The sequence below is a fragment of the Sphingomonas aurantiaca genome, assembly GCF_003050705.1.
In the GTDB taxonomy this organism is placed as follows: domain Bacteria; phylum Pseudomonadota; class Alphaproteobacteria; order Sphingomonadales; family Sphingomonadaceae; genus Sphingomonas; species Sphingomonas aurantiaca.
Genome location: NZ_QAOG01000001.1, coordinates 695,909 through 709,521, shown reverse-complemented (window position 1 = coordinate 709,521; position 13,613 = coordinate 695,909). Strand labels below are relative to the sequence as shown.

General features: G+C 66.5%; 10 protein-coding genes. 6 read left to right on the top strand and 4 right to left on the bottom strand.

All coding sequences use genetic code 11. From position 1 onward, the window contains the following. Positions 1-54: 54 nt before the first annotated feature. From C8J26_RS03330 to C8J26_RS03305, 6 genes are all read left to right on the top strand, one after another. Positions 55-2,487 carry a glycogen/starch/alpha-glucan phosphorylase gene (locus C8J26_RS03330; RefSeq protein ID WP_107957039.1) on the top strand — a complete coding sequence of 811 codons (2,433 nt, stop codon included), beginning with the start codon at positions 55-57 and terminating at the stop codon, positions 2,485-2,487. After that, on the top strand, positions 2,484-4,646 hold the full coding sequence (gene glgB / locus C8J26_RS03325) for a 1,4-alpha-glucan branching protein GlgB (protein WP_107956693.1): 2,163 nt from the start codon (positions 2,484-2,486) through the stop codon (positions 4,644-4,646). The genes C8J26_RS03330 and glgB overlap by 4 nt, the downstream gene beginning before the upstream one ends. A gap of 87 nt (positions 4,647-4,733) precedes the next feature. Further along, positions 4,734-5,996: a glucose-1-phosphate adenylyltransferase gene (gene glgC / locus C8J26_RS03320; RefSeq protein WP_082445047.1), complete on the top strand. Its 1,263-nt coding sequence runs from the start codon at positions 4,734-4,736 to the stop codon at positions 5,994-5,996. Positions 5,997-6,036: 40 nt separating this feature from the next. Continuing rightward, positions 6,037-7,482, top strand: a complete 1,446-nt coding sequence (glgA, locus tag C8J26_RS03315) for a glycogen synthase GlgA (RefSeq protein ID WP_107956692.1) — start codon at positions 6,037-6,039, stop codon at positions 7,480-7,482. Beyond that, positions 7,479-9,098: an alpha-D-glucose phosphate-specific phosphoglucomutase gene (locus tag C8J26_RS03310; protein WP_107956691.1), complete on the top strand. Its 1,620-nt coding sequence runs from the start codon at positions 7,479-7,481 to the stop codon at positions 9,096-9,098. Before glgA ends, C8J26_RS03310 begins: the two co-directional genes overlap by 4 nt. 14 nt (positions 9,099-9,112) lie before the next feature. Then, positions 9,113-9,949, top strand: coding sequence for an HpcH/HpaI aldolase/citrate lyase family protein (locus C8J26_RS03305; RefSeq protein ID WP_244185133.1), 837 nt, complete (start codon positions 9,113-9,115; stop codon positions 9,947-9,949). 93 nt (positions 9,950-10,042) lie between these two features. On the opposite strand, the gene C8J26_RS03300 is transcribed toward C8J26_RS03305, so the two are convergent. The 4 genes from C8J26_RS03300 to C8J26_RS03285 are packed head-to-tail and all read right to left on the bottom strand — an operon-like array spanning position 10,043 to position 13,600. Further along, positions 10,043-10,624, bottom strand: coding sequence for an ABC-type transport auxiliary lipoprotein family protein (locus tag C8J26_RS03300; protein ID WP_056412228.1), 582 nt, complete (start codon positions 10,622-10,624; stop codon positions 10,043-10,045). An 8-nt stretch (positions 10,625-10,632) separates the two neighbouring features. Beyond that, complete coding sequence (locus C8J26_RS03295) at positions 10,633-11,595, bottom strand: MlaD family protein (protein WP_107956689.1); 963 nt, start codon at positions 11,593-11,595, stop codon at positions 10,633-10,635. After that, complete coding sequence (locus C8J26_RS03290; RefSeq protein ID WP_056412234.1) at positions 11,595-12,491, bottom strand: ABC transporter ATP-binding protein; 897 nt, start codon at positions 12,489-12,491, stop codon at positions 11,595-11,597. The genes C8J26_RS03295 and C8J26_RS03290 overlap by 1 nt, the downstream gene beginning before the upstream one ends. Further along, entirely contained in the window at positions 12,491-13,600 is a 1,110-nt protein-coding gene (locus C8J26_RS03285) for an ABC transporter permease (protein ID WP_056412237.1), read from the bottom strand. Before C8J26_RS03285 ends, C8J26_RS03290 begins: the two co-directional genes overlap by 1 nt. Between the last annotated feature and the right edge of the window lie 13 nt (positions 13,601-13,613).

Below are 13,613 nucleotides of genomic sequence, written 5' to 3'. Positions count from 1 at the left end.
GACGGCTAGGATTGTGGCGACCGTAACCAAGCCGGAAGCCGCGTGACCTCAGATATCGCCGTACAGCAGCCCACCCAGAATACGGCAACCGCCCAGGATCTTGCCGATTCGATCCTCGACACGCTCGTCCATCGGATCGGCAAGGATGCGCAGGCGGCGCTCCCGCACGACTGGCTTGCGGCGACGATCCTGACGGTGCGCAACGACATCGTCGAACGCTGGATGGCGTCGACCAAGGCGGCGCATGCGGCCGGCGCCAAGCGCGTCTATTATCTCAGCCTCGAATTCCTGATCGGCCGCCTGTTGCGCGACGCGGTGACGAACCTGCAACGCAGCCGCGAAGTGACGCGTGCGCTCGCGCTGCACGGCGTTGACCTCGCCGCGCTCGAGGAGATCGAGCCCGATGCGGCGCTCGGCAATGGCGGGCTTGGGCGGCTGGCGGCGTGCTTCATGGAGAGCATGGCGAGCCTCGCGCTTCCGGCTTACGGCTATGGCATCCGCTACGTGAACGGCATGTTCCGCCAGCGGATCGACGACGGCTGGCAGGTCGAGATGCCCGAGAGCTGGCTCGCGCACGGCAATCCGTGGGAATTCGAACGCCGCGAGAGCGCCTATTTCGTTGGCTTCGGCGGCGAGGTGACCGCGACCGACAGCGGCCAGATCCACTGGAGCCCGGCCGAAGCGGTCGAGGCGATGGCGGTCGATACCCCCGTCGTCGGCTGGCGCGGCAAACACGTCAACACGTTGCGCTTGTGGACCGCCCGCGCGTTCGATCCGATCAAGCTCGACCGGTTCAACGCGGGCGACTTCACCGGTGCGCTCGCCGATCAGCTCCGCGCCGAAACGCTCACGCGCGTTCTCTATCCCAATGATTCGACCGCGGCGGGGCAGGAATTGCGGCTGCGGCAGGAATATTTCTTCTCGTCCGCGTCGATCCAGGACATCGTCCGCCGCCACATCCAGTATTTCGGCGATATCCGCACGCTGCCCGACAAGGCCGCGATCCAGCTGAACGACACGCACCCTGCGGTGTCGGTCGCCGAGCTGATGCGGTTGCTGATCGATCATCACGAATTCGCGTTCGACGAGGCGTGGAAGATCACGCGCGCGACGTTCGGCTACACGAACCACACCTTGCTGCCCGAGGCGCTGGAGAGCTGGCCGCTGCCGCTGTTCGAGCGACTGCTGCCGCGCCACATGCAGATCGTCTACGCGATCAACGCAAGGCTGCTGCGCGAGGCACGCGGCGTGGACGGCATCGACGACCGCGCGATCGCCGCGATCAGCCTGATCGACGAGGGTGGCGAACGGCGCGTGCGGATGGCCAATCTCGCCTTTGCCGGATCGCACAGCGTCAACGGCGTCGCAGCGCTGCATACGCAGCTGATGAAGAAGACGGTCTTCGCCGATCTCCACCGCCTGTATCCGACGCGGATCAACAACAAGACCAACGGGATCACGCCGCGCCGCTGGCTCCAGCAGTGCAATCCCGGCCTCACCACGCTGATCCGCGACGCGATCGGCGACGGCTTTCTCGACGATGCGGAGAAGCTCATCGATCTCGATGTTTTTGCCGACGATTCCGCCTTCAGGGAGCGGTTTTGGGCGGTCAAGCGTTCGAACAAGGTGGCATTGGCAAATCATATCAAGGACAGCATGGGGCTGCGCATCGATCCCGACGCGCTGTTCGACGTGCAGATCAAGCGCATTCACGAGTATAAGCGCCAGCTGCTCAACATCATCGAGACGGTTGCGCTGTACGATCAGATCCGCAGCCATCCGGAACGCGACTGGACGCCCCGCGTCAAGCTGTTCGCGGGCAAGGCGGCGTCGAGCTATCACAATGCGAAACTCGTCATCAAACTGGCGAACGACGTCGCGCGCCGGATCAATGCGGACCCGTCGGTCGGCGGGCTGCTCAAGGTCGCGTTCCTGCCCAACTACAATGTGTCGCTCGCGGAGAAGATCATTCCCGCCGCCGATCTCAGCGAACAGATCTCGACCGCGGGGCTCGAGGCGTCGGGCACCGGCAACATGAAGTTCGCGATGAACGGCGCGCTGACGATCGGCACGCTCGACGGCGCGAATATCGAGATCAAGGACCGCGTCGGCGACGACAACATCTTCATCTTCGGCATGACCGCGGACGAGGTCGAGGCGAAGCGGGCCGCGGGCTATGATCCGCGTAGCGTGATCGACGGATCGAACGAGCTGCGCCAGGCGGTATCGGCGATCGCCTCGGGCGTGTTCTCGCCCGATGATCGTCAGCGTTATGCCGGGCTGATGGGCGGGCTGTACGAGGGCGACTGGTTCATGCTCGCCGCCGATTTCGACAGCTATGCCACCGCGCAGCGCAGCGTCGACACGCGCTGGAACGATCGCGACGCGTGGGTCGCCTCGACCGTGCGCAACGTCGCGCGCGTCGGCTGGTTCTCGTCCGACCGCACGATCCGCGAATATGCGCGCGATATCTGGACGGTAATGTGAAGCCACCCGAAGGCGCCATCGTTGCCCTGATCGAGGGGCGTCACGACGACCCCTTCTCGTTGCTCGGCGTGCATGCCGGCCCCGGGGGCACGTTCGCGCGCGCCTGGCTGCCGGGTGCGGCGACCGCGGAGGCGCATGCACTCGATGGCACGGCGCTCGGCACGCTCCCCCGGATCGACGATCGCGGGCTGTTCGAGGGGCCGATCGACGGCGATCCGCAGCCGGTGAAATATCATGCCGAGGGCGGCGGCGCGGACTGGTGGGTGACCGATCCTTACAGCTTCGGCCCCGTACTCGGCCCCGTCGACGACGTGCTGATGGCCGAGGGCACGCACCACCGCCTCCACGACAAGATGGGCGCGCACCTGATCGAGCATGAAGGCGCGCACGGCGTCCATTTCGCGCTCTGGGCGCCCAACGCGCAACGTGTCTCGGTAGTCGGCGACTTCAACGACTGGGACGGTCGCCGCCACGCGATGCGCAAGCGCGGCGACGTCGGCGTGTGGGAGATCTTCATCCCCGACATCGCCGAATATCGCGCGTATAAATACGAGATTGTCGGCCCCGATGGCCGGCTCCAGCCTCTAAAGGCCGATCCGTTCGCCTTTGCCAGCGAGCTGCGCCCCGCGACCGCGTCGATCACGCGCACGCTCGCGCACGAATGGGCCGATACGAGCCACCGCGCGCACTGGGCCTCGGTCGATCCGCGCCGCGTGCCGATCAGCATCTACGAGGTGCATGCCGGATCCTGGGACCGCGACGCCGAGGGCTGGTTCCTGACCTGGGATGCGCTCGCCGACCGGTTGATCCCGTATGTGGTCGAGATGGGCTTCACGCACATCGAGTTCATGCCGATCAGCGAACATCCCTATGATCCGAGCTGGGGCTATCAGACCACCGGGCTGTACGCGCCGTCCGCGCGGTTCGGCGATGTCGAGGGCTTTGCGCGGTTCGTCGACGGTGCGCATCTGGCGGGGATCGGCGTGCTGCTCGACTGGGTGCCTGCGCATTTCCCGACCGACGCGTTCGGGCTCGCGCATTTCGACGGCACCGCGCTGTACGAACATGAAGACCCGCGGCTCGGTTTCCACCCCGACTGGAACACCGCGATCTACAATTTCGGGCGGCGCGAGGTATCGTCCTTCCTCGTCAACAACGCGCTGTTCTGGGCCGAGCGCTATCATATCGACGGGCTTCGCGTGGATGCGGTCGCGTCGATGCTCTACCGCGATTATTCGCGCGAGGCGGGCGAATGGATCCCCAACGACACCGGCGGGCGCGAGAATTGGGAAGCGGTCGCGTTCCTGCGCGACATGAACCGCGCGGTGTACGGCCAGCATCCCGGCATCTTCACGATCGCCGAGGAATCGACTTCGTGGCCGGGCGTCTCCGCCCCCGTCGGCGACGACGGCAAGAGCGGTGGCCTGGGCTTCGGGTTCAAGTGGAACATGGGCTTCATGCACGACACGCTCCAGTACATGGCGCGCGATCCGCTGCACCGGAAGCATCATCACGGCGAGATCAATTTCGGGCTCGTCTATGCGTTCAGCGAGAATTTCGTCCTGCCGCTGAGCCATGACGAAGTGGTCCACGGCAAGGGCTCGCTGCTCACGAAGATGCCCGGCGACGACTGGCAGCAATTCGCGAACCTGCGCGCCTATTACGCATTCATGTGGGGCTATCCGGGCAAGAAAATGCTCTTCATGGGGCAGGAGTTCGCGCAGCGGCGCGAATGGTCCGAAGGCCGCGCGCTCGACTGGGATCTGCGCAACGCGCGCAGCCATGAAGGCATCCGCAACCTCGTCCGAGACCTGAACGCGGTCTATCGCGACAAGCCCGCGCTCCATGCCCGAGACTGCGAGGCGGAGGGCTTCGAATGGCTGATCGCCGACGATGCCGCTAATTCGGTCTTCGCGTGGCTGCGCAAGGCGCCCGGCGCGAAGCCGGTCGCGATCATCGCCAACATGACGCCGATCGCGCGCGCACCCTATCGCATCCCGCTGCCGCTCGACGGGCGCTGGTGCGAAATCATCAACAGCGACGCGCATGACTATTGGGGCAGCGGGCTCGGCAATCTCGGCGGCGTGGTCGCGGAGAATGGCGCGGCGTGGGTGACGCTGCCGCCGCTTGCCACGATCATGCTCGAATATGAAGGCTGATCGAGTTCGAAGACCGATCCGGCGCAATGACGGAACAACCCGCGGGTGACGGGGCGTTATACCGCGGACGATTAGGGAGAGACGGACATGGTTGAACGGCGGGGACAGCCACTGGCGCGCGACGCGATGGCGTATGTGCTGGCCGGTGGTCGCGGCAGTCGGCTGATGGAGCTGACCGACACGCGCGCAAAACCCGCGGTGTATTTCGGCGGCAAGGCGCGCATCATCGATTTCGCGCTGTCGAACGCGATCAATTCGGGCATTCGCCGGATTGGCGTGGCCACGCAGTACAAGGCGCATTCGCTGATCCGCCACCTTCAGAGCGGCTGGAACTTCCTGCGCTCCGAACGCAACGAGAGCTTCGACATCCTGCCCGCGTCGCAGCGGATCAGCGAGTTCCAATGGTATGAGGGCACCGCGGACGCCGTCTACCAGAATATCGACATCATCGAGAGCCACGCGCCCGAATATATGGTCATCCTCGCGGGCGATCACATCTACAAGATGGATTACGAGCTGATCCTGCAGCAGCATTGCGAGACCGGCGCGGACGTCACGATCGCCTGCCTCGAAGTGCCACGGATGGAGGCGGTCGGCTTCGGCGTGATGGCGGTCGACGAACATGACAACGTCACCGCGTTCGTCGAGAAGCCCGCCGATCCGCCCGCGATTCCGGGCAATCCGGACATCGCGCTGGCATCGATGGGAATCTATGTCTTCCACACCAAGTTGCTGTTCGACGAACTGCGCCGCGACGCAGAGACGCCGGGCTCGTCGCGCGATTTCGGCAAGGATATCATTCCGTACCTCGTCAAGCACGGCAAGGCGGTCGCACATCGCTTCTCGGACAGCTGTGTGCGATCCGAGGGCGAAGTCGAGGCCTATTGGCGCGACGTCGGCACGGTCGACGCCTATTGGGAAGCCAATATCGACCTCACCGACGTCGTGCCCAAGCTCGACCTCTACGATCGCAGCTGGCCGCTCTGGACCTATTCTGAGGTCACGCCCCCCGCCAAGTTCGTCCACGCCGAGGACGGTCGCCGCGGCGAGGCGGTATCGAGCCTCGTCTCGGGCGACTGCATCATCTCGGGTTCGTCGATCCACCGCAGCCTGATCTTCACGGGCACGCGCGCGCATAGCTATTCGGTGCTCGATCAGGCGGTGATCCTCCCGCACTGCGTGATCGGCCGCGGCGCGCGGCTGTCGAAGGTGGTGGTCGATCGCGGCGTGGTGATCCCCGACGGCCTCGTCGTCGGCGAGGATCCGGTGCTCGACGCGCAGCGCTTCCGCCGCACCGACAACGGCGTTGTGCTCGTGACCAAATCGATGATCGACCGGCTGACGGAATGAAGCTGCACGACCGACTTGCCGGTCGAACGAGGAAGATCTGATGCGCGTTCTCTCAGTAGCCTCCGAAGCCTATCCGCTGATCAAGACCGGCGGGCTGGCGGACGTCGTCGGCGCGCTGCCCGCCGCACTCGCGCATCACGGCGTCGCGATGACGACCTTCCTCCCCGGCTACCCCGCGCTCGCGGCGGTCACCGGGAACGCGAAGGTTGTCCACCGCTATGACGACCTGCTCGGCGTCGAGGCCCGGATCCTCGAAGCCAGGATCGGCGAGCATCCGCTGCTCGTGCTCGACGCACCCAGCCTCTTCACGCGCGGTGGCGGCCCGTACGGCGACGCGACCGGCGCCGACTGGGTCGACAACTGGCTGCGGTTCGCCGCGTTCAGCCGGGCCGCGGCGGATCTCGCCTCGGGCGTGGTCGAGGGCCAGGACTTCGATATCCTCCACGCGCATGACTGGCAGGCGGCGATGGCGCCCGCCTATCTGCGCTATGCCCCCGGCCCCGGCACCCCCGCAAAGACGATCGTCACGATCCACAATATCGCGTTCCAGGGCCGCTATGGCGCGGAGATCTTCGCCGACCTTGCGCTGCCCGACGCGGCGTTCGCGCTCGACGGGGTCGAATATTATGGCGGCGTCGGTTTCCTGAAGGCCGGGCTCGAGGCTGCCGATGCGATCACGACGGTCAGCCCCACTTATGCCGCCGAGATCCGTCGCGGCGAATTTGGCATGGGCCTCGAAGGGCTGATCAACGTCCGTGCCGATCGGCTCACGGGAATCGTCAACGGCATCGACCCCGCAGTCTGGAACCCCGCCACCGACGCGACACTCCCGTCGTCCTACACCGCCCGCACGCTCACCCGCCGTCGCGCGAACAAGCGCGCGGTCGAGACACTCTATGGGCTCGACCGCGACGATGGCCCGATCTTCACCGTCATCAGCCGGCTGACCTGGCAAAAGGGCATGGACGTCCTCGTCGCAGAGATCGACGAACTCGTCGCGCTCGGCGGCCGGCTCGCGCTGCTCGGCTCGGGCGATGCCGCGCTCGAACGCGCCTTCCTCGCCGCTGCCGAGCGCCATCCCGACCGGATCGGCGTCCGCATCGGCTATGATGAGCCGGTATCGCATCTGCTCCAGGCGGGTGCCGACGCGATCCTGATCCCATCGCGGTTCGAACCCTGCGGCCTGACTCAGCTCTACGGACTGGCTTATGGCTGCATCCCCGTCGTCGCGCGCACCGGCGGCCTCGCCGACACGGTGATCGACGCGAACGAGGCGGCGATCGCCGCGGGGGTCGCGACGGGCATCCAGCATGACGGCATCACGCCGGAAGCACTCAGCCATGCGTTGCGCCGAACGTTCGCGCTCTATGCACGCCCCGATCGCTGGGCCATGTTGCAGCGCAACGCGATGCGCGCGGACTTCTCGTGGGACGAGAGCGGCCGCCGCTACGCGACCCTGTATTCGAACCTCCTGGAGCGCGCATGACCCGCACCGTCTCGACCACGCCCTACACCGACCAGAAGCCCGGCACATCGGGCCTGCGCAAGAAGGTGAAGGTCTTCCAGCAGACCAACTATGCCGAGAACTTCGTCCAGTCGGTGTTCGACGTGGTCGCGGACAAGGCGGGCGCGACGCTGGTGATCGGCGGCGACGGCCGCTTCCTCAACCGCGAGGTGATCCAGGTCGCGATCCGCATGGCGGCGGCGAACGGCTTTGGCCGCGTGATCGTCGGCCGCGGTGGTATCCTGTCGACGCCCGCCGCGAGCCACATGATCCGCAAGCGTCGCGCGATCGGCGGGCTGGTCCTGTCCGCCAGCCACAACCCCGGCGGTCCCGACGAGGATTTCGGGATCAAGTACAACATCGCCAATGGCGGCCCCGCGCCCGAATCGATCACCGACGCGATCAACGCGCGGACGCTCGAGATCGACCGCTGGCTCACCGTCGACGCGGCCGACATCGATCTCGACCAGGACGGCGAGGTCATGGTCGGTGACATGCCCGTCGAGGTCGTCGATCCGGTCGAGGCCTATGCCGCGCTGATGGAGACGCTGTTCGATTTCGACGCGATCCGCGCCGCCAAGCTGACGATGGCGTTCGACGCGATGAGCGCGGTCACCGGGCCCTATGCGACCGAGATCCTCGAACGCCGGCTGGGCTTCGCCGCTGGCACGGTGCGCAACGGCACGCCGCTCCCCGATTTCGGCGGGCATCACCCCGATCCCAACCTCGTCCACGCGCACGCGCTGTACGAGACGATGATGGCCCCAGACGCGCCCGATTTCGGCGCAGCGTCGGACGGCGATGGTGACCGCAACCTGATCATCGGCAAGCACCGCTTCGTCACCCCCTCCGACAGCCTTGCAATGCTCGCGGCCAACGCGCACCTCGCCCCCGGTTACGCCGGCGGCCTCAAGGGCATCGCCCGCTCGATGCCGACCAGCGCGGCGGCGGACCGCGTCGCGGCAGCGCTTGGTATCCCAGCCTACGAAACGCCGACCGGCTGGAAATTCTTCGGCAATCTGCTCGATGCGGGCATGGCGACGATCTGCGGCGAAGAGAGCGCCGGCACCGGCTCCGACCATGTCCGCGAGAAGGATGGGCTGTGGGCGGTCCTTCTCTGGCTCAACATCCTCGCAGTCCGCGGCGAGAGTGTCGACGTGATCGCGCGCGATCACTGGGCCAAGTTCGGTCGCAACTATTATGCACGCCACGATTATGAGGGCGTCGAAACCCAGCGGGCCGACGCGCTGATGGCCGCCCTTCGCGCCAGCCTCGCAACGCTCCCCGGACAGCAGTTCGGCGACCTCACCGTCGAGACCGCGGACGAGTTCGGCTATACTGATCCGACCGACGGCTCGATCAGCCGCAACCAGGGCGTGCGCATCCTGTTCGCAGGCGGCAGCCGGGTCGTGTTCCGCCTCTCGGGCACGGGCACCACCGGCGCGACCTTGCGCGTCTATCTCGAACGCTACGAACCCGTCGGCGGCGATCTCGACCGCGACACCGGCGAGATGCTCGCCGGCATCGTCGCCGCCGCGGAGTCGATCGCAGGGATTGCCGAGCATACCGGCCGCTTGAACCCCGACGTCATCACCTGATGAACGCTGGCAGCATGACGCATCGGCGCCGTCGGAGCGCGCTCTACATGCCCGCGTCAAACGCGCGTGCGATTGCCAAGGCACGGACGCTCGACTGCGACGTCGTCATCCTCGACCTGGAGGATGCCGTCGCGCCGGAGGAGAAGATCGCCGCGCGCGACCGCGTCGTCGCGGCCGTGCGCGAAGGAGGTTTCGGCGCGCGCGAACTCGTCGTCCGGATCAACGGCCTCGACACGGCGTGGTACGCGGACGACATCGCCGCGGTGCGCGGGATCGGCGTCGATGCGGTGCTGGTGCCCAAGCTGTCCTACCCGGCCGAGCTGGCTGCGGTCCGCGGCTCGCTTGGCGACGACGGCCCACCGGTCTGGGCGATGATCGAGACCTGTGCCGCGATCCTGTCGCTGCCGGCGCTGTCCGAAGCTGCCTCGTCGGCGCGACTGACCGCGCTGGTGGCGGGTACAAACGATCTTGCCAAGGAGATGCGGTGCCGCCTCGGGGCCGATCGGACGCCGCTGATCCCGGCGCTTGCGTCGATCGTGATGGCCGCCCGCGCGGCGGGGATCGTCGCGCTCGATGGCGTCTGCAACGCCCTCGACGATCAGGCGCGATTTGAGGCCGAATGCGCGCAGGGCGCGATGCTGGGGTTCGACGGCAAGACGCTGATCCACCCATCGCAGATCGAGGCGGCAAATAGCGGCTTTGGTCCAAGCGAGGACGAGCTGGCATGGGCCCGCGCGATCGTCGCTGCGTTCGCGATGCCCGACACTGCGGACAAGGGCGCCATTCGCCTCGATGGCCAGATGGTCGAGCGGCTGCACCTCGCCGAAGCGGAAGCGATGCTGCGGCTCTGACAGCGGCTAGCGCTCACCGCATGGCGTTCGCGCGCCGCGTGGCATTGCGGCTCTCCTTGTCAGAGAGCCCCAACGGTCAGACCGCCGCGGCGTTCACCGCCCGATCCAGTCCGCCACCTCGGTCGCGACCTGGTTCGCCGCCTGGTTGATCCCCGCCGCCGCCGAGGGGGCGTCGATCGCCGAGACTGGCACGCGTGCCTCGAAGCGATGCTTCTCGACCGACGTCTTGCCGACGCGGGTCAGCGAGGCATCGAACGTCACGACCGCCTCGCGAGTCGTCGCATCAAGCCCGAACGTCCGGAGCTCGCCGCCGAGCAGGCCGCCAGGATCGCCGATCGACTGCGCGGTCGACAACACGACGAGCCCGGTCCGCGACGCGACCGTGTCCGACACCAGCCGCGCGAACAGACGCGCCGGCGGCTCCGCCCACTGCGCATCGGTGACATAGGCGATCGAGGTCGGCGTCGCCTGCACCGGCACGCGCGCGGTCGCCAGCGACTGCGGCACGACAGGCACCTGGATCGTGATCGACTTGGTCGTCGCCGAATCCTGGTTCTGCCCGACCGTCACCGCAGACGCGCTCGTCAGCGTCAGCAGCGTGGGGGGCGGCTTTGCGCCGAAGCTGATGCACCCGGCAAGCGGCAGCATCGCGATCAGGATGAGCGGTGTCTTCATGGCGTGCCTCACTTACCCTTGTAACCCGGGAGCTTCTGCTGCCCGATCAGCGAACTCGCACCCTGCTGGTCGACCTTTTCGGCAACCGACGACAAGGCCGCCGCCGTCGTCCGCAGATCGCGGACCAGACGGTTGGCCTCGGGAATCGTCGTCTTCGAGAAGGCCTGCAATCCTGGTCGCGCATCGCCGATCGCCGAATTCAGCGTATCGGCGCTCTGCTGCGCGGAGACGATCGCCTTGTTCAGATTGGCCATCGCCGGCTTCACGTCCTCGGACAGGACGCCGTTGGTGGTCTTGGCGAGCACGCCGAACTGCTGCGCGGCATCACCCGCCTGCTGAATCGCAACACGAGTCTGCGCGAGTGTCGCCGCGATCTCCGGCCCGCGATCGGCAAGCGCATCGGTCAACCGGTTGGTGTTTTCGAGGATGCCCGCGATCGATGCCTGGTTACGGTCGGTCAGCAGCCCGGTCAGCCGCTCGGTCAGCGTCGACAGGCGCTCGAGCAACTGCGGTGCCGAGTTCAGGATCGCGCCGAGGCCACCCTGCTTGGTCGGAATGACCGGTACGCCATACGGGCAAGGCTGGCCATTGACGTCGGGGCATGCGACCGCAGGAGCGCCCTTACGCGCGCCATCGAGCGACACCTGGCTGACGCCGGTGAAGCCGACGCCGGAGATCGACGCGGTCGTGCCCTGCAGCACCGGAGTCTCGTCGTTGACGCTGATCCGGACCCGGACGAACTGCGGATCGTTCTTCCACAGCGAAATCGTCTTCACCTGGCCCGACGGCACGCCCGAGAACACCACCGCGGACCCGCGCGCGAGCCCGTCGACCGACTGGCGGAAGAAGATGTCGTATTCCTTCTCTTCCTTACCGCCCAGTCGCGCGATCCACACGGTGAACAGCGCCAGCAGGGCCAGCAGGATCAGCACGACGGCGCCGACTAGGACGTGGTTCGAACGGGTTTCCATCAGCGCGTCCTTGCTTCTTTCTCGGCGTATGTCGCGTCGGCGTCGTCCGGCGCGGACTGCTTGGACTGGACTTCCGTGGGGTGGGCATCCGCGACCTGGTCGGCACGCTCGTGCGCCTCCTGCGTCGCGACCGCGGCACGACCGCGCGGCCCCTTGAAATATTCCTCGATCCACGGGTGATCGAGCGCAATCAGCTCATCGATCGTGCCGACGGCAATCACCTTCTTGTCGGCGAGCACCGCGACCCGGTCGCAGATCGCATAGAGCGTGTCGAGGTCGTGCGTGATCAGGAACACCGTCAGCCCCAGCGTCTTCTGCAACGACTGGATCAACCCGTCGAACGCCGCGGCCCCGATCGGATCGAGCCCTGCGGTCGGCTCGTCGAGAAACAGCAGCTCCGGATCGAGCGCCAGCGCCCGCGCCAGCCCTGCGCGCTTCTTCATGCCGCCCGACAGTTCGGATGGAAACTTGTTCGCCGCGTCGGCAGGCAGGCCGGTCATCACGACCTTGTACGACGCGATCTCCGAGAGCAGCGCGCCTGTCAGGTCCGGGTAGAATTCGCGCAACGGCACTTCGACATTCTCGGCGACCGTCAACGTCGAGAACAGCGCACCGCCCTGGAACAACACGCCCCAGCGCTTGCGGATCTCGGTCGCCTCGGTCTCTTCGCGGCCGATATTGGGCTCGCCAAAGACCGTGATCTCGCCCGACTCGGGAGTCTGCAGCCCGATGATCGAACGCATCAGCACCGACTTGCCGGTACCCGATCCGCCGACCACGCCCAGGATCTCGCCGCGCCGCACGTCGAGGTCTAGCCCTTCATGCACCACCGACTCGCCGAATGCGTTCTTCAGCCCCTTCACGGAGATGACGATATCGTCTGTCTTGCGGGGCATCAGTCCCAACCCAACCAGGTGAAGAACACCGCGAAGAACGCGTCGAGGACGATCACCAGGAAAATGCCCTGGACGACCGCGGAGGTGGTGCGCAGGCCCACCTGTTCCGCGTCGGATTCGACCTGCATCCCCTGGAAGCAGCCCGCGATCGCAATGATCGCGCCGAACACTGGCGCCTTGATCAGCGAGATGTACAGATCGGTGATCGGCACGACCTCGCGGATGCGCGCGATGAAGGTGACCGGCGGGATGCCCAGCTGCACCCAGCATAGCAGCCCGCCGCCGATGATCGCGATGACCGATGCGTAGAAGCCGAGCAGCGGCATCATCACGATCGCCGCCAGGACGCGCGGCAGTACCAGCGCTTCCATCGGCGACACGCCGATCGTCCGCATCGCGTCGATCTCCTCGGTCAGCTTCATCGTGCCAAGCTGTGCCGCGAACGCCGAGCCCGACCGGCCCGCGACCATGATCGCGGTCATCAGCAGGCCGAGCTCGCGGATCGTCAGGCGACCGACGAGGTTGATCGTGAAGACTTCGGCGCCGAACTGGCGCAGCTGGACCGCGCCCTGCTGCGCGATGACCATGCCGATCAGGAAGCTCATCAGTCCGACGATGCCGAGTGCGGCGACGCCGACAACCTCGAAGCGCTGGACGACGGCGTTGAACCGGAACCGCTGCGGATGACGGATGACGCTGCCGAATGCGACCGTGGTGGCGCCGAGAAAGCCGAGCAGTCCGAGCATCGTCTTGCCCGACAGCACGACCGCATCGCCGATCTCGCCGAGCACGCGGCTGACGGCGCTGACCTTGGCAGGCCTGGCGGCCATCGGCTGATCGGAGGCGACGACCTGGTCGAACAGCGCCTGATCATTGGCATCGAGCCCATCGATCGTCGCATCGTTGCGCGCGGCGAAGCGGTGGACGATCCAGGCGCCGATCGTGTCGATCCGGTCGACCCCGCTGAGATCGACATGCTTGACCGACGACGCATCGACCGACTCGAGCCGGTCGGGCAGATTGCCGATCTTGGCCAGCGACAGATCGCCGGTAAACCGAAGCGTGCCGGTATCGGCACCGTCCTGTTGGAAATCGGCCATCGCGCTCATCGGCCGCACCTTT

Excerpts from the sequence above, each read along its gene's own strand:
- glgC (WP_082445047.1), top strand. The coding sequence starts at position 4,734 with ATGGTTGAACGGCGGGGACAGCCACTGGCGCGCGACGCGATGGCGTAT.
- glgA (WP_107956692.1), top strand. The coding sequence starts at position 6,037 with ATGCGCGTTCTCTCAGTAGCCTCCGAAGCCTATCCGCTGATCAAGACC.
- C8J26_RS03310 (WP_107956691.1), top strand. The coding sequence starts at position 7,479 with ATGACCCGCACCGTCTCGACCACGCCCTACACCGACCAGAAGCCCGGC.
- C8J26_RS03305 (WP_244185133.1), top strand. The coding sequence starts at position 9,113 with ATGACGCATCGGCGCCGTCGGAGCGCGCTCTACATGCCCGCGTCAAAC.
- C8J26_RS03300 (WP_056412228.1), bottom strand. The coding sequence starts at position 10,624 with ATGAAGACACCGCTCATCCTGATCGCGATGCTGCCGCTTGCCGGGTGC.
- C8J26_RS03295 (WP_107956689.1), bottom strand. The coding sequence starts at position 11,595 with ATGGAAACCCGTTCGAACCACGTCCTAGTCGGCGCCGTCGTGCTGATC.
- C8J26_RS03290 (WP_056412234.1), bottom strand. The coding sequence starts at position 12,491 with ATGCCCCGCAAGACAGACGATATCGTCATCTCCGTGAAGGGGCTGAAG.
- C8J26_RS03285 (WP_056412237.1), bottom strand. The coding sequence starts at position 13,600 with ATGAGCGCGATGGCCGATTTCCAACAGGACGGTGCCGATACCGGCACG.